The sequence below is a fragment of the Scandinavium lactucae genome, assembly GCF_033843265.1.
GTDB lineage: Bacteria > Pseudomonadota > Gammaproteobacteria > Enterobacterales > Enterobacteriaceae > Scandinavium > Scandinavium lactucae.
Genome location: NZ_JAWXRD010000036.1, coordinates 16,764 through 31,962, shown reverse-complemented (window position 1 = coordinate 31,962; position 15,199 = coordinate 16,764). Strand labels below are relative to the sequence as shown.

Annotated in this window: 18 protein-coding genes; 7 read left to right on the top strand and 11 right to left on the bottom strand. The window is 57.0% G+C overall.

Translation table 11 applies throughout. The features are described 5' to 3' along the window. Nucleotides 1-37 precede the first annotated feature (37 nt). The 7 genes from yjdP to SIK69_RS15610 all read left to right on the top strand — a co-directional run bounded on the left by yjdP (nucleotide 38) and on the right by SIK69_RS15610 (nucleotide 6,970). Nucleotides 38-352 carry a DDRRRQL repeat protein YjdP gene (yjdP, locus tag SIK69_RS15640; RefSeq protein WP_319786520.1) on the top strand — a complete coding sequence of 105 codons (315 nt, stop codon included), beginning with the start codon at nucleotides 38-40 and terminating at the stop codon, nucleotides 350-352. A 184-nt stretch (nucleotides 353-536) separates the two neighbouring features. Further along, on the top strand, nucleotides 537-3,167 hold the full coding sequence (locus tag SIK69_RS15635; protein WP_319627676.1) for a hypothetical protein: 2,631 nt from the start codon (nucleotides 537-539) through the stop codon (nucleotides 3,165-3,167). 617 nt (nucleotides 3,168-3,784) lie between these two features. Continuing rightward, a complete protein-coding gene (locus tag SIK69_RS15630) occupies nucleotides 3,785-4,057 on the top strand; it encodes a YdgH/BhsA/McbA family protein (RefSeq protein ID WP_319627677.1) in 273 nt (90 codons plus the stop codon). Between the two features lie 79 nt (nucleotides 4,058-4,136). Next, a complete protein-coding gene (locus SIK69_RS15625) occupies nucleotides 4,137-5,195 on the top strand; it encodes a DUF4331 family protein (protein WP_319627678.1) in 1,059 nt (352 codons plus the stop codon). Between the two features lie 15 nt (nucleotides 5,196-5,210). Then, complete coding sequence (locus SIK69_RS15620; RefSeq protein ID WP_319627679.1) at nucleotides 5,211-6,032, top strand: DUF4198 domain-containing protein; 822 nt, start codon at nucleotides 5,211-5,213, stop codon at nucleotides 6,030-6,032. Next, the gene (locus tag SIK69_RS15615) at nucleotides 6,029-6,595 is read left to right on the top strand and encodes a HupE/UreJ family protein (RefSeq protein WP_319627680.1); all 567 of its coding nucleotides are present in this window, start codon (nucleotides 6,029-6,031) and stop codon (nucleotides 6,593-6,595) included. The genes SIK69_RS15620 and SIK69_RS15615 overlap by 4 nt, the downstream gene beginning before the upstream one ends. A gap of 45 nt (nucleotides 6,596-6,640) precedes the next feature. Continuing rightward, nucleotides 6,641-6,970 carry a cupin domain-containing protein gene (locus tag SIK69_RS15610; RefSeq protein WP_319786490.1) on the top strand — a complete coding sequence of 110 codons (330 nt, stop codon included), beginning with the start codon at nucleotides 6,641-6,643 and terminating at the stop codon, nucleotides 6,968-6,970. A gap of 28 nt (nucleotides 6,971-6,998) precedes the next feature. Here the strand turns inward: SIK69_RS15610 and phnP are convergent, their stop codons facing one another. The 11 genes from phnP to phnF all read right to left on the bottom strand — a co-directional run bounded on the left by phnP (nucleotide 6,999) and on the right by phnF (nucleotide 15,112). Next, on the bottom strand, nucleotides 6,999-7,757 hold the full coding sequence (gene phnP / locus SIK69_RS15605) for a phosphonate metabolism protein PhnP (protein WP_319627682.1): 759 nt from the start codon (nucleotides 7,755-7,757) through the stop codon (nucleotides 6,999-7,001). A 60-nt stretch (nucleotides 7,758-7,817) separates the two neighbouring features. After that, nucleotides 7,818-8,249, bottom strand: a complete 432-nt coding sequence (phnO, locus tag SIK69_RS15600) for an aminoalkylphosphonate N-acetyltransferase (RefSeq protein ID WP_319627683.1) — start codon at nucleotides 8,247-8,249, stop codon at nucleotides 7,818-7,820. After that, nucleotides 8,239-8,805, bottom strand: a complete 567-nt coding sequence (phnN, locus tag SIK69_RS15595; RefSeq protein ID WP_319627684.1) for a ribose 1,5-bisphosphokinase — start codon at nucleotides 8,803-8,805, stop codon at nucleotides 8,239-8,241. The genes phnO and phnN overlap by 11 nt, the downstream gene beginning before the upstream one ends. After that, complete coding sequence (gene phnM, locus SIK69_RS15590; RefSeq protein WP_319627685.1) at nucleotides 8,805-9,941, bottom strand: alpha-D-ribose 1-methylphosphonate 5-triphosphate diphosphatase; 1,137 nt, start codon at nucleotides 9,939-9,941, stop codon at nucleotides 8,805-8,807. The genes phnN and phnM overlap by 1 nt, the downstream gene beginning before the upstream one ends. Beyond that, nucleotides 9,938-10,618 (bottom strand): phosphonate C-P lyase system protein PhnL, encoded by a 681-nt coding sequence (phnL, locus tag SIK69_RS15585; protein ID WP_319786489.1) that lies wholly within the window; start codon nucleotides 10,616-10,618, stop codon nucleotides 9,938-9,940. Before phnL ends, phnM begins: the two co-directional genes overlap by 4 nt. A 77-nt stretch (nucleotides 10,619-10,695) precedes the next feature. Continuing rightward, entirely contained in the window at nucleotides 10,696-11,454 is a 759-nt protein-coding gene (phnK, locus tag SIK69_RS15580) for a phosphonate C-P lyase system protein PhnK (protein ID WP_319627687.1), read from the bottom strand. Next, the gene (locus SIK69_RS15575) at nucleotides 11,451-12,296 is read right to left on the bottom strand and encodes an alpha-D-ribose 1-methylphosphonate 5-phosphate C-P-lyase PhnJ (RefSeq protein ID WP_319627688.1); all 846 of its coding nucleotides are present in this window, start codon (nucleotides 12,294-12,296) and stop codon (nucleotides 11,451-11,453) included. Before SIK69_RS15575 ends, phnK begins: the two co-directional genes overlap by 4 nt. Continuing rightward, nucleotides 12,289-13,353: a carbon-phosphorus lyase complex subunit gene (locus tag SIK69_RS15570; RefSeq protein WP_319786488.1), complete on the bottom strand. Its 1,065-nt coding sequence runs from the start codon at nucleotides 13,351-13,353 to the stop codon at nucleotides 12,289-12,291. Before SIK69_RS15570 ends, SIK69_RS15575 begins: the two co-directional genes overlap by 8 nt. Further along, the gene (gene phnH / locus SIK69_RS15565; RefSeq protein ID WP_319627690.1) at nucleotides 13,353-13,937 is read right to left on the bottom strand and encodes a phosphonate C-P lyase system protein PhnH; all 585 of its coding nucleotides are present in this window, start codon (nucleotides 13,935-13,937) and stop codon (nucleotides 13,353-13,355) included. The genes SIK69_RS15570 and phnH overlap by 1 nt, the downstream gene beginning before the upstream one ends. Next, the gene (phnG, locus tag SIK69_RS15560; protein ID WP_319627691.1) at nucleotides 13,934-14,386 is read right to left on the bottom strand and encodes a phosphonate C-P lyase system protein PhnG; all 453 of its coding nucleotides are present in this window, start codon (nucleotides 14,384-14,386) and stop codon (nucleotides 13,934-13,936) included. The genes phnH and phnG overlap by 4 nt, the downstream gene beginning before the upstream one ends. Then, nucleotides 14,387-15,112: a phosphonate metabolism transcriptional regulator PhnF gene (gene phnF / locus SIK69_RS15555; RefSeq protein WP_319627692.1), complete on the bottom strand. Its 726-nt coding sequence runs from the start codon at nucleotides 15,110-15,112 to the stop codon at nucleotides 14,387-14,389. Nucleotides 15,113-15,199 lie beyond the last annotated feature (87 nt).

Below are 15,199 nucleotides of genomic sequence, written 5' to 3'. Positions count from 1 at the left end.
ATTACGCTGGCGTCAGTCCACCGCAGAGACTGACATGATGAAACGTACCGCAATGGCGCTGCTTTTTGGCGCACTCTCCCTGACCGGCCAGGCACATGCCGATATCATTGATGATGCCATTGGCAACATCCAGCAGGCGATTGGCGATGCCTACAAACCCGACAGCGACCGGGTTTATCATGATTCACATGACGACGCTGAGGCTGACAGTCGTCCCCGCGATCGGCAATATGACGATCGCCGTCGCCAACTCGAAGACCGTCGCCGACAGCTTGATGACCGCCAGCGCCAGCTCGATCAGGATCGCCGTCAGTTAGAAGATGATGAACGGCGTCTGGACGATGATTATTAATATCATTAAAAATGATTGCCCTCATTGAAGATAAAAAAACACATGATAGCGCACATGTGTTTTTTGATAGTTAATGACATTACATCCCCCACCTTCGTTAATAAGATATTCGCTATCAAGCCGCCGGAGACAATACGGAATGGCTGTAGCACCCAACGTCTAACTCTCTAAACGAAGGTATATCATGCAACTTAACTTTACTCTGCAAGTTAATAATGACAGCTGGTACCCCACTGTCGAAATTAAAGATTTAAAAACCCTGTCTGGCGATAAAGCCAATATCAATAAAAAACTGGTATTACAATTTACAGCGCCAGGTAAAATGACTTCTGGTGATATTACAGTATCTTCCGATCCGTGGTATGCCTTCGATTCACAAGTAGAATCCAGCGAAATCAGCAATGGCATTTTTGATATCAAAGTTACGCTGGTCCCCACTGACGGACAGCCTATCGGCAGCGCCATCACCAATATCCATATGGGGCTGAATAAGTCTTCTGATACCGCCCCGGACTGGTCGACCTTCAGTAACACCTTCTCGGCGGCGGCGGATGAAGAGCCTAACGTGACCGGCTCCCTGGTGGTTAAATGCGCACAGCTGCCTGCGGGTCTGGAGCAGTCTTCAGCGGAACTTATCCTGACGCGCGGTGAAAAAAGCGAGTACCTGACCCTGAAACCGGGCCAGTCGACCGTTTCGCTGCCTGCGGGCTCGTACAGCGTGGTGGCCAGCGATTTAAAAACAGAAGACGGCACGCTGCGTGCCCCGGTTAATGTCGACCTTAATGAGGTCGTGATTAACAAAGGTGCCCAAACGCCGCTCAATGTCACCTTTGGTGCGGTTCAGCACAGCTCCACCCTGGACGTTGTTATTAGTCTGGATGATATTCCAGGCCTGCAAAACGAAGCCCTGCAGCTGTCGTATCTGGAAAATGGGGTTGAAACACAGCGCCTGTCCCTGCGCACCGGTGAGACGCTGCGCCTTGAGCAACGCCCTGCGACGGGCCGTTTCGCCCTGCAAGCCCGTGCGCTCAAACTGAATAACGTGGCTTACACCTTTGATGAATTATCCGGCCAGCTCAACGGTCAATATCATGAGGTGAAACTGACCCGGGCGCAGGTTCATCAGACTAATGAATCATTAACCGGGGCGGCGAAGCTCACCCTGCACGTCAGCGCGGAGAAAGCGCTGTCGACCACCTTTGATTTACACCTCAGCAATGGCGCGGCGACTCCACGTCGCTATCAGTTCGACAATATTCCGGCGATGCAGGCAACCTCCCCGCAAACCGTGGCGCTGATCCCGGATACCTACACCATTGAAACGGGCTCATTCGTCAACAATGGCACGGTATATTATGTGGATGTCAGCCCAAATCCGCTGGTGGTGAAGGCCAATACCCCCGTTCAACTGAACGTGAATATCGTCGAAGGGGCCAACCTGCGGGTCAAAGGTTTCCCGGACTACCTGACCTTTGGTGGCTGCGCGGATATGTCGCCGAGCAACGTGGATGACTTAGCCGAAGCGCGCGTAACCTCGGTATTTAAATATTCCGGAGATGATGGCATGGGCGATGCGGGCGGTTATCTCGATCCGGCCAAAGAACCGACCTCGAAAATTATCGAAATGGCACGCAATGTCTCTGCTAAAACCGACGATACGGTGATCCCGTTCATGGTGTCTTACACCTGTAACCTGTCGCTAGGCGATGTGCCGAATATCATTAAAGATCCGGTTCGCCATCAGTACAGTTTTGCCAACTTTATCCAGTCGCTGAAAATGGCGCAGGCGACCAAAGATGCGACCCACCCGGTTCCGGCGGGCTATATCGTCAACCCGGATTATCTGGGCGAATGTCAGAAGTATGGCTATGCGCCGACCTACCCGATTCCGGTGCGCAAGCCGTTGTCTGATGCCATGGCTCATCACGGTGTAAACGTAGCGATCCCGGCGGGGATCACCGACACGCTGAAAGGCTACATCAAAGCGGTGAACTGGCTGGTACGCGTGGTGGCTCCGGACGTGGTGCTCGGCTGGCAGATTAACCTCTGGAGCGTCGGCGGTTCGCAGTGGGTTTACAACGACTTTAGCTACGATGATGTGTTCGATGCCACCGACGGTCAGCATAAAAAAATGACCATTACCCCGGAACTGGCGGGCAAACTGAGCGCCGATTACGCGCTGCTGGTGGGCGTTTTTGAGGACACCGAATATCAACAGGCTAATGGCCAAACTGCGATCGCAAAAGGCGCTGATTTTATGGCCGCTGACCGCTATGAAGCCGATGACTTCACGGGTCGCGCCTTTAACAACGGCTATTGCTATTCGCCAAACGAATGGGACCGCACCTTTGATTTCTGTGCATCGCTGAGTCGCCATTTGCGCAAACCGGTGATGCCGTGGCAGATCCCGGCCAGCCGTCTGGCAACTCAGGCCGAGCAGGTGGGCGAGATGGAAGCGCAGTTCTGGGGCACCGGCGGCAGCTATCTGATGGGCCACCCGGAGATTGGTGATTCGGTCGAGGCCATTAATGAGAAGCTGCTCAACCTCAACTTCCTCGATGTCCATGCCGCGATGATGGGCCACACGGCGCGTGAGCTGTTTAACCGGCACGCGTTCGATTTCTCGCAGCCGAAATATCAGGACTTCCCGGCGCGCGGTATTTTCCACGTGCAGGTCGGCGGCGGGGCGACCACCGGGGTGGTGAGTGCGGTCAACAATAACAGCAGTAGCTGGATGCGTCCGCGACTCAAAGCCTACCGTCAACATCCGGTTGCCTTTGAAAACAACCGCGCGATCGATAAAGCGAAGAAGTAACCGTCATAGCGGGCCCCGAACGTCGGGGCTCGTTTTTAATGGGGCACACAAAAACGGTAACCCACGTCCGCTATCTTCTTGCTGGGGGCATCTTCTGATTGAGTAACATCACCAGTAACCCGGTCAGCGCGGCGGACAGCAGGCTAATCACGGCCAGTGTGATTAGCAGTGTCAGGCATATTTCCGCAGAAAAGTATTGCCAGTGTCGGAGAGCCGCTAAATGGGTTATCGACATTAACCAACGACACTGCGACACATAATAAAACAGCGTAAAAAACAATGTTGGCAGAGATAAGGGTATTATTAGCACGGTAATAATCATAGGCGTTGTTCTTATATCCGTAGTTATATTTATCTGGTGCTCCTGTAGTGACTATTCCACACAATGCAGACGAAGTCATGATCGGATTTTAAAGATATTACCTATCATCAATTTAAATCACTCTCACATCCTTGCCGGTGCTGCAATTATTATTTTATTTAAAAGTAAACATTAAAATTTTTGTTATAGTTTGTTGAATCTTTGGTGATACAAAACACGAAGTGCTTAACTAGTGTTGATTGTGAGCAGCGGGTAATGAAGCCTCTGCCACAACGGAAAACACAGGAAGGTAAGCATGATCATCAATAAAAAAATTGTTTTTGCAGCGTTGATGTCTGTGAGCACGCTGTCATTTGCGGCAACCGAAATTCGTGACACGGAAATGGCGAATATGAACGAGAAAATCGGCAACATCTCGGTAAATGTCAAAAATGGCACCTTTGAAGAAGCGATGGCTGCACTGAGCAAAGAAGCCGATCAGAAGGGCGCTGGCCATTACCATATTACCTCTTTAGAACGTACTGGGATGAGCGCCGACATCAGGGCAACAGCGGTAATCTATAAATAATAATTCCTCTTATACCGCGATCTTTGGACTGTGATATATCCCGTGATCCCTATCACAGTTCCTTTTTAAGGATGAAACAATGTCTATATCAAAAAAGGCCAGCCTGGCCGTTATTCTGTCAACCATGGTGTTATCGCCGCTGGCTGTTGCCAGCCATCATTTTGAAAACGCACAATCCATTCAAACGCCGACATTAAACCAGCTGGATAATTTCGTGTTTCCGTCATCTACTGCCGGATATACCACGCTGGTGATGACGGTAAATAACGCACCGACAATCGGCGCGGGTGGCGTGTTCAACCCCGACGCACTTTATAATATTCACATCGCCGAATCTGCTGATTATAAACAGGGGAAAACCTTTACCTTCAAGTTTGATAAGCAGGGGAATGTTACCGTCTATCAGCAAAATACCGCCGACAGTCCGGTAGGGGCGACAGGTGAAATGCTGGGTAAAGGGGCGGCGCATCAAGGTGTCATGCTGGGTAATGGCCTAAAAATCTGGACCGGGGCCGCTCAGGATCCCTTTACCGGGAATTCGCCGGGGCTGCATCAGTTCCGGAAAGATTTGGCGCAAGGGAAATACGATCCCACCGTCTGGAAATCAACCCAGGGCAAAAACATCTTTGCCGCACGCAACTGCGGGGCCATTGTTCTCGACGTGCCCAATAAGCTGCTGGCAGCCAAAATCAGCGTGTACATGACCACCGATTTCCACAGTAATAATGTCTGGAAACAGGTGCAATATTCCGCTAACCCGCTGTTCTCGCACATTATGCTGTTTGAAAATGCGGCCCTGAAACGTGAACACGATGAAAGCCGCCCGCAAAACAGTGACGATATGAAGAATTTTGTCTCTGCACGCACGGCGCGGGCCAGCGCCATGGCGCACTCGCAGGCCGCCCCTTTTGTGTATGGCGACAAGGTGGCAAAGATGCTGGTGCCGGATGTCCTGACCTATCAGGTTGGTGAAAAAGCGGTCTTTAGCGCCGAAAAACGTAACGGACGCAGTCTGGATGACGATGCCATGAGCGCCATGCTCAGCCTGTTGATTGGTCAGCCCACCGATCAGGCGGTTGCTAGCCTGAAACGTTATAGCCAGGACTTTCCGTATGTTATCCCTGTGACGTTGAAATAAGGGAATGATGTCCTGATGAAACACCCTTTTATGGCGTTAACACGTGGGGTCATGGTCGTGACGCTGAGTCTGTTCAGCGTCACGGCAGTACAGGCCCATGAATTCTGGATGATTCCTCACAATGCCCAAAGTCGCACCGGTGAACAGGTCGTGTTCGAACTGCGTATCGGAAGCGGTTTACCTGGGAAGCAGTCGGTTAGATTTCCGGGGTTGATATCGACGTTTATCGCCCGTGATGCCCGGGGAAAATACGCGGTCAGTGGCCGGGATAACTCGCGGGTTATTGGGCATTTGCGGCCACGTGCCAGCGGCGCGACGGTAGTGGCACTGCGGACCAATGAGGCCAAAATCACCCTGCCAGCATCGGAGTTTAACGCGTATCTCGAGGAGGAGGGGCTAACGAAGGTCATTCACCAGCGTCAGCAGGAGAGTGATTCCGCAGAGCCTGCCACCGAGCTCTTTTCCCGATGTGGGAAAAGCATCATTTTGGTCGACGGGAAAAGTGCGGGATTCGATCAACCGCTCGGCCAACCGCTGGAGGTTATCCCGCTCACGGAACCCTTCGGCTATCAGCCCGGCCAGCCTTATCGGTTGCGGTTATTACGCGATGGGAAGCCGTTGGTCGGTGCGCAAATCAAAGCGCAGTTGCAGGGTAAGAAACGCTATCTGCTGAAGGCCGTTAGCAACGCGCAAGGAGAGGTGGCGATTGCGCTGCCGGAGCCGGGTGTGTGGTTGTTTAGCGCAGTCGATATGGTGCCAGCCGAAAATCCGGACGCTGACTGGCAGAGTCTGTGGGCATCGGTGACCCTCGATATCGGGGAAAGGCGCTCATCATGAACGGTCTGATTGCAGTCATGCTAAGCCTGATATTACTGCCGCAAAGCGCCTGGGCCCATGCCGGGAACAGTGCGGGCTGGTGGCATCCGTTGAGTGGCGTCGATCATCTGCTGGCGATGATTGCCGTGGGTGCATGGAGCGTGCAGCTAGGGGGCCGCGCGATAGGGTTAGTACCTCTGGCGTTTGTCTGCTTCATGTTTTTCGGCGGGTTACTCGGATTTGAGCATGTTGAGTTGCCCGCCACTGAAGTCGGCGTGTCGCTGTCAGTGCTGTTGCTGGGACTTGCCATCGCTGCTAAACAACGTCTGCCACTGGCGTTGGCGGCCTGTGCCACCGGGCTGTTTGGTATTTGCCACGGCTACGCGCACGGCTACGAAATGCCGGTTTTGCAAAACAAAACGCTCTATACCGTGGGTTTTATGAGTACCACCGCCGCGCTGCATATCGTCGGGGCGCTTGGTGCGCACACCTTGCAAAAAATGGCCGTCGGCGACCGGGTACTTCGGCTGCTGGGTGCCGTCTCGGCGCTCTGCGGCATCTGGTTAGTAGCGGGTGCTATCTGAAGCAAAAGCAAAACGTCACAACATTCAAAACAGGAAGGTATAACAATGAGCAAACAGGAAAATACGCTGCAATTTGGCGATGTGGCAATCCAGATCCTCAGCAATAGTGATGAGCTGACGGTGGCAGAGTTGGCTATCCAGGCGGGGGCGGTGGCGAGCATCCATCAGCATCCCCACGAAGAAGTGAATTATGTGGTGAGCGGTGTGCTGGATTTTATGTGTGATGGCGAGGTCACAACGCTGCGGGCCGGGGAAGCGATGCGCGTCCCGCCCAATCAGCCGCACAATATTACCTGTCACCCGGATGCGCCGGGGGTGGTGCTGACGGCCTGGTCGCCGTCTCGTCAGGACCTGATCGCCAAACTGGCGAAGTAATTCTATCCGCCCGGTTGGTTGCCGGGCGTTAATCCAGCATGACCGTCATCCCGTCATACCCCGCTTCAACACCTTCCGGCAGTGAATTATCCATTAACCACAGGTCAAACTGATGGCTGATATGGGTCAGGATAATGCGCGGGCAGCGCACGATCGCGTTGATCGCCAGCACGGCATTCAGATCGCAATGGTTACGCGGGGTTTGCGCTTTGGGTTGGTGACTACAGTCGATAATCATTACCTGCGGATGATTGTTCAGCAGATATTTCAACGTTTTTTCCGGCAGCCCGGCGGTATCCGACAACCACGCCACCCGGCTATGAGCTGATTCCAGCAGGTAGCCGAAGGTGAGTTTTGAATGGATCAGCGGCAGCGGCGTGACACGCAGGCCTTGCAGGTCGAAGGTGACGAACGGCTCGACGGTATGGCTGAAATCGAGCAGGCCCGGATGTTTGAATAAATCATCGCAGCCCTGTTCATCCGGCGGGCCGTAAACCGGGATCTTTTCACCTATGCCCCAGCGCAACGGGAACAGGCCCTGGACGTGATCCATATGATAATGAGTGAGTAAAAACTGGCGGAAGCTGCCAGCGGGATAGTGGTCCATCAGGTCGGGAATACCCGCATCCAGCAGGGTGACCGCATCGTTATAACGCACCTCTGCACTGCACGGACGGCGGCGATGGGAGCCGTCCTGCCGCGCCCGACGGCACGCCGCGCAGTCGCAGCCAAAGACCGGCACCAGTTGTGCGCCGCCGGTGCCGGTTAAGCGTAGGGTCAGGGTCATATGGCGTTCCTCAGATAACGCCCGGCGGCACTGCGTTTGCCGGGCCTACAAAACCCGTGCCTACAGGGGCTTTTTGAAACGGAAATGGCTCTGCTGATAACCTTCGCGCAGGTAAAAACGGTGCGCGTCGGGGCGGACTTTACCGCTCGACAGCTCCATCAGGCTCGCGCCCCTGCGACGAGCTTCGTCTTCCGCCCACCTTAATAACTGCTGGCCGATATTCAGGCCGCGCATCTGCGGCAGAATAACCAGCTCCTGAATTTCACCAATCCAGCAGTTCTGGTTCAGCGGGAACATGACTTGCAGACCGATAAGCCCGACGACTTCGCCGTTGACCCACGCCAGTTGATAGCACTGGGCCGGATTGTTAAGGTTCGCGGCAAAACCCGTCGCGAAGGTCTGTCGATCATACGCTTTCTGTTTCAGTTCACAGATAAGGCCGTACACCGCATCGGTGTCATCGAGGGTGGCGCGGCGAAGTTCACAGGACATGCTGGCTCTCTTTCTGGTTGCCGTGGGCGCGTATCAGGCGCAAAAAAGTCTCCACAGACTGTAGCAGACTGCCGTCATTGTTTAGCGTTAAACAGTCGTTGAGCGTGTAGCGTGCGGCCCGATCCAGACGCTGCACAATCTCCTGCTCCGTTTCACGCCCGCGCTGTTGCAGGCGTTGGCGCAGCACGTCGGGCGAGACCTGCAAACACACGGGCAGTAAAGCTGCGCCATAGCGGGCTTTGGTTTGCGCTAAATGGGCGCGTGAGCCGTTGACCACGACGTCAAAACCCGCATGCAGCCAGACGTCGATTTCGATCCCCACCCCGTAATAAAGATTGTTAGCGTGCCAGCTCAGGGCGAACAGTTGGCGCTCGGCGCGGGTGAAAAATTCGTGTTCGCTCAGGGCGATATGGTTTTCACTGCCCGCGCTGGCCGGGCGGGTGATGTAGCGATGCGCGATCAGCATCTGCGCGTGCTCCTGCTGACGTAACGCCGCCAGCAGACTGTCCTTCCCGGACCCGGAGGGCCCGACTAACCAGATAAGCCGTCCCGTCATCAGAAGACCCTCTTGCCCTGACGCCAAACGTGGTCGATATGCACGTGGTCACCTTTGCGATGAGCCAGGACCAGATCGGCGCGTTTACCTTCGGCAATCGTTCCCCGGTCGGACAGATTCAGCGCCCGGGCCGGGTTGCGCGTCACCAGATGAATGGCCTGCGGCAGGTTGTAGGCGTTGCGGGCGTCGTCGGCGATGCGGAACGCCGCGTCGAGCAGGCTGGCGGGATAATAGTCGGAGGAGAGAATATCCAGCAGTCCGCGTGAGGCCAGTTCATGCGCTGCCACGTTGCCGGAGTGAGACCCACCGCGCACGATGTTCGGCGCGCCCATCAGCACGTTCATGCCATGCTCCCGTGAGGACTCTGCCGCGGCGAAGGTGGTAGGAAACTCGGCGATCACGCTGCCAATGTGATGGGATTCGACCACATGCGCAGGGGTGGCATCATCGTGGCTGGCGAGCGCGATATCGCGCGCCCGGCAGGCCGCAGAAATCGCCATTCGGTTCGGCTGTGACCATTCGGCGGCAAGCGCCAGCTGATCTTCTTCAAAACGTACCATCTGTTCATCGGTCAGATGATATTTGCCCTGATAGTATTCGCGATATTTGGAACGGTCGGCGTATTGACGCTGGCCCGGCGAATGATCCATCAGTGACACCAGCGACACCAGCTCGCGGTCGACCAGCTTTTCGAACAGCGGCAGGGTGGTGAAGTGCGGCAGCTCGCAGCGCAGATGCAGCCGGTGCTCGGCGCGGTTCAGGCCGCGCTTTTGCGTGTCTTCAATGGCGTTGATCATCTTCTCTAAATTTTCCAGCCGGTCGCCGCCGTCGCGCACGTCACCAATCGCCACCGCGTCCAGCACGGTAGTGATCCCGCTCGCCACCATCAGCGCGTCGTGGCTGCTCATCGCCGAATGCGCGGGCCAGTCGACTTTCGGGCGCGGGGTGAAGAATTTATCCAGATTATCGGTGTGCAGCTCGATTAGGCCCGGCAGCAGCCAGCCGCCTTCGCCGTCCATTGCCTGCGGGCTTTGGCTCTGGGTTTGTGCGAAGGTGCGGATCACGCCATCCTGCACGTCGACCGAACCGTGAACCACTTCATCTTCAAGCACTAACTTCACGTTGTTGATAATCATGCTGCGGTTCCCATCGGGTGTAGACGGTCGGCGACGCGAGTGCGCACCGCGTGATCATGGAAAATGCCGACGATGGCCGCACCGCGTGCTTTGGCTTCGTCGATAAGCTCAACCACCGCGGCGCTATTTTTGGCATCCAGCGAGGCGGTAGGTTCGTCCAGCAGCAGAATCGGGTAATCGACCACGAAGCCACGGGCGATGTTCACCCGCTGCTGTTCGCCGCCGGAAAAGGTCGACGGCGCGAGATGCCACAGTCGCTCCGGCACGTTGAGACGTGTGAGCAGGCTGGCGGCTTTCGCGCGGCACGTCTCCTTCGGCACGCCTAAATCAAGCAGTGGCTGCATCACCACATCGAGGGCCGAAATGCGCGGGATCACCCGCAGAAACTGGCTGACCCAGCCGATGGTGCCTTTGCGCACTTCCAGCACTTTGCGCGCCGGGGCGGTGACTAAGTCCACCCATTCATCACCGTGCTTAATGTGAATGTGGCCTTCATCGGGCAGATAGTTGGCATACAGCGAGCGCAGGAGGGTCGATTTTCCGCTGCCCGAATGGCCGTGCAGCACCACGCACTCTCCGGCGCTGACCGTTAGCGAGGCTTTGTAAAGCACCGGCAGATGGATCCCGTTTTGGTGATGCAGGACGAAGGTTTTACTCAGATTTTCAACGCGAATCATGTTGGCCTCTTATTTATGATTGCCGGATGGCGGCTGATGCCTTATCCGGCCTACTCATGTGCGCCATCAGGCAACAGTCAGTTCTGCAAAACGGAGGAGACCAGCAGCTGGGTGTACGGATGAAGCGGGTCGTCGAGCACGCGATCGGTTAATCCACTTTCCACCACCTGACCGGCTTTCATCACCATCAGGCGGTCCGCCAGCAGGCGCGCCACGCCCAAATCATGGGTGACAATCACCACCGCCAGATCCAGTTCCACCACCAGGCCGCGCAGCAGGTCGAGCAAGCGTGCCTGAACCGATACGTCCAGGCCGCCGGTCGGCTCGTCCATAAATACCAGCTTCGGATGAGTGACCAGGTTGCGGGCGATTTGCAGACGCTGTTGCATCCCGCCGGAGAAGGTGGTCGGTAGCTCATCAATGCGCGAGGAGGGGATTTCGACCGCCTCCAGCCATTGCGCTGCGGTCTCACGGATGTTGCCGTAGTGGCGTGCGCCGGTGGCCATCAGGCGTTCGCCAATATTGCCTCCCGCCGACACCTGACGCCGCAGGCCGTCCATGGGATGCTGATGCACCACGCCCCATTCGGTGCGCAGCAGACGGCGGCGTTCGCCTTCCGACATGCCGTACAGGGACTGAGTCTGATACACGACCTCACCCTGCTGCGGCGCGAGTCGTGCGGAAATGGACTTTAGCAGGGTCGTTTTGCCGGAGCCGGATTCACCGACAATTCCCAGCACTTCACCCGGATAAAGCTCGAATGAGACGTCGCTGAAGCCTTTGCCCGGCGCATAAAGATGGGTCAGGTTATTGACCGAAAGTAACGGCTGATTCATTGACTTAACGCCTCGCTCTGTTGGCGGCAGTAATCGGTATCGGAACAGACAAACATCCGTTTGCCGGTATCATCGAGCACCACTTCATCGAGATAGCTGTGGCGTGAGCCGCAGATGGCGCAGGGGTCGTCCCAGGCCTGCACCGTAAACGGGTGATCGTCGAAATCGAGGCTTTCCACTTTGGTGTACGGCGGCACGGCATAGATGCGTTTTTCGCGTCCGGCACCGAACAGCTGCAACGCGGGCATCCGATCCATTTTCGGGTTATCGAATTTTGGGATCGGTGAGGGATCCATTACGTAGCGATCGTTGACCTTCACCGGGTAGGCGTAGGTGGTGGCGATATGGCCGAAGCGGGCGATGTCTTCGTACAGTTTCACCTGCATCACGCCGTACTCTTCCAGGGCGTGCATGGTGCGTGTTTCGGTTTCACGCGGTTCGATAAAGCGCAGCGGTTCCGGGATCGGCACCTGGAAGATAAGGATCTGATCTTCGGTCAGCGGCGTTTCCGGGATCCGGTGGCGGGTCTGGATCAGCGTCGCGTCGGAGGTCACATCGGTGGTATTCACCCCGGTGACGCGTTTGAAAAAGTTGCGGATAGAGACGGCGTTGGTGGTGTCATCTGCACCCTGGTCGATCACTTTCAGCACGTCGGCTTCGCCGATCACGCTGGCGGTGAGCTGAATGCCACCGGTTCCCCAACCGTAAGGCATCGGCATTTCACGCCCGCCGAACGGCACCTGATAGCCCGGAATGGCGACGGCTTTCAGGATCGCGCGGCGGATCATGCGCTTGGTCTGTTCGTCGAGATACGCGAAGTTATAGCCGCTGAGATTAGCCACGATTGCGCTCCTGTTGCAGGCGTTTGAGCAGTTCCAGTTCGGCCTGGAAATCGACATAGTGCGGAAGCTTGAGGTGTGAGACGAACCCGGCGGCTTCGACGTTATCGGCGTGGGCCAGCACAAACTCTTGGTCCTGCGCCGGGCCTGCGATATGTTCGTCGTAGTCTGGGGCCTGTAGCGCGCGGTCCATCAGCGCCATCGCCATCGCTTTCCGCTCGCTGAGGCCAAACACCAGCCCGTAGCCGCGCGTAAAGTGGGGGACAACCTCTTCCGGGGCGACGAAACCGTTCACCATTTCGCATTCGGTCACCAGCAGTTCGCCGACGTTCACCGCAAATCCAAGCTCTTCCGGCACAATCTCCACCTCAACGTGGCCGCTGCGGATCTCCCCGGCGAACGGGTGGTTACGGCCATAGCCACGCTGCGTGGAGTAGGCCAGTGCCAGCAGATACCCTTCATCACCGCGCATCAGCTGTTGCAGACGCGAGGCGCGTGAGCAGGGGTAAACCGGCGGGGTGCGGGTGATATCGTCCGGCGTTTCACCGCAATCTTCTTCTACGTTGGCCAGCCCCTGGCGCGTCAACAGGCTGAACACGTGCGGGGAGACGGCAGGCGGCTCTACGCTGGTGGCAACCTTCGGCGTTTCGCCGTTCGCCAGCAGGGTAAAATCGAGCAGGCGGTGGGTGTAATCGTAGGTTGGGCCGAGCAGTTGGCCGCCGGGCACGTCTTTGTACACCGCTGAGATACGGCGTTCGAGGCGCATGTCGGCGGTGTTAATCGGCTCGCTCACCGCCAGACGCGGCAGCGTGGTGCGGTAGGCGCGGAGCAGAAAAATAGCTTCGACGTTATCGCCGCTGGCCTGTTTCAGCGCCAGGGCCGCCAGTTCGCGGTCGGCGATACCCCCTTCGGTCATCACCCGATCGACGGCCAGATTCAGCTGCTGTTCAATTTGTGCCACGCTCAGCTCGGGAAGCTGCGTATCACCGCGGCGTTTCTGATCCTGTAGGGCGTGTGCGGCGGCGATCGCCTTTTCGCCCCCTTTGACGGCAACGTACATCAGCAAACCTCCACGTGCGTGGTGCGCGGAATAGCCAGCAGGCGATCGCCGCAGGTGAGGAGCAGATCCACGCCCAGCGGGAACGGGTGCGGGCGCTCGGTCAGCTCGTGAAGGATGCATTCCGGCAGTTGCGGGGCGATCATCCGCTCTTCGTTGATGCCCGCCCCGGTGAGGCGCAGCATCCGGCCACCGCTCAAACTGCTGAGCTGGACAATCAGCGTGGCGCTGGTTTCCGGGGCGATGGCGCTGCCTGTCGACAGGGCGTTAAGCTGTTCGCTACTGATCGACGCATCGGTCACCGCAAACAGCGCGTGCTGCGGCTGGCTGACCAACGGCGCATTAGTATGAAAACGCAGATTCTGGCGGGCAATATCGTTATCCACCGAGGCCGACAGCCACACGGGGGTGTCGTTATCCGCCAGGGTTAGCAGTACGCTGGTGGTGGCCGGGGAGAGCGGCTGCCAGCCGTGTTTATGCTGATGCAGCGAGACGATTACCCCCGGCTCGCTCATGGCTTTGAGCAGACGACGGAAACTGTGTTGGGCATCCTGCACCGGAAGCGGGAAAGCGGTTTGTAGCGTCATGCGTTGTCTCCACGCACTAAGGTAAAGAAGTCGACCCGGCTGGCGTTCACTTCAGCGTGGCGGGCAGCGAGGCGCGCTTCGCGCTCGGCTTCCAGCGGGGCAATGAGAGTTTCCATCAGCGCCTGGAACTGGCTCTGGGTTTGCAGCAGCGCATCGAGTGCGGCACAGCGTTCGGCGTGGGCTTTGTCGCGACCCAACACCCAGCTGTAGCCCAGGGTGCCGTCGCTCAAACGCACTGTGGCGCGGGTGAGCGTGGCATCTCCGGCGAAGAAACGTGATCCGGTGGCCCCCATTCGCGCCTGGATTTGCACCAGCCCGCTTTCCGGGGCGCGGAGAATTTCATACTCCGGGGACAGCTTCAGCGCCTGCATCCGGGCGGCAAGCTGCGCCGGGTCGCTGTGGGCAAGGGCCGACATCCAGCGCTGGCGAGTGGCGGTATCAAAAGGCATTCAGTGCTCCATGGTGAATTCAATCATGTCGGCGCGGGTCAGGCTGACGGAGTATTCCGTCGCGTTGGCCTCGCCATCACGATGGTTCAGGGTGCGCACGCAAAGCAGCGGCGACATATTGGGGATTTCCAGAACCTTGCTCTCTTTGGCCTGGGCACGACGGGCGCTGATGCGCGTTTGCGTGCGTTTCAGGGTCAGAGCCAGTTCGTGTTGTAGAAAATCGTGCAACGAGCCGCTGTCGAAGCGCTGAAGCGCAGGCCAGAAGCGCATGTCCGAGAAATAGTGATCGATAAGGCACAGTGCGATGCCATTGACCCGACGCAGAGTCCGCAGGTGAATGACGTTATCGCCTTCCTGAATCCCTAACGCGTCGGCGACATGGCTGGAGGCCGGGCGTAGCACCGAGAGCAGTTTTTCGCTGGTGGGGTGGCTGCCCTGATCGAGTAAATTCTGGCTGAAGCGCGCCTGAGCGTTGAGCGGGTAGTCGAACGGGCGCATCAGCACCAGCACGCCTATCCCCTGCCGACGCTGCACCCAGCCTTTCTCCACCAGTTGATCGATGGCGCGGCGCAGGGTGTGGCGGTTGACGTCAAAGCGGGCGGCCAGCTGATGTTCGGCAGGAAGATAGTCCCCGCAGCGATACTGGCTACGCAGTTCCTGTTCGAGCCGGGCGGCAATTTCCTCGTAACGAGTCGGATAACTGGTCGGATGTCTGGACAGGTGCATGATTCAGGCCTCATCGGGTTCATGTGGCGTGCGCGCCACTGAATCTGCCGACATCGTGACGTGGCAATATGACAGCGCGGTTAAGAC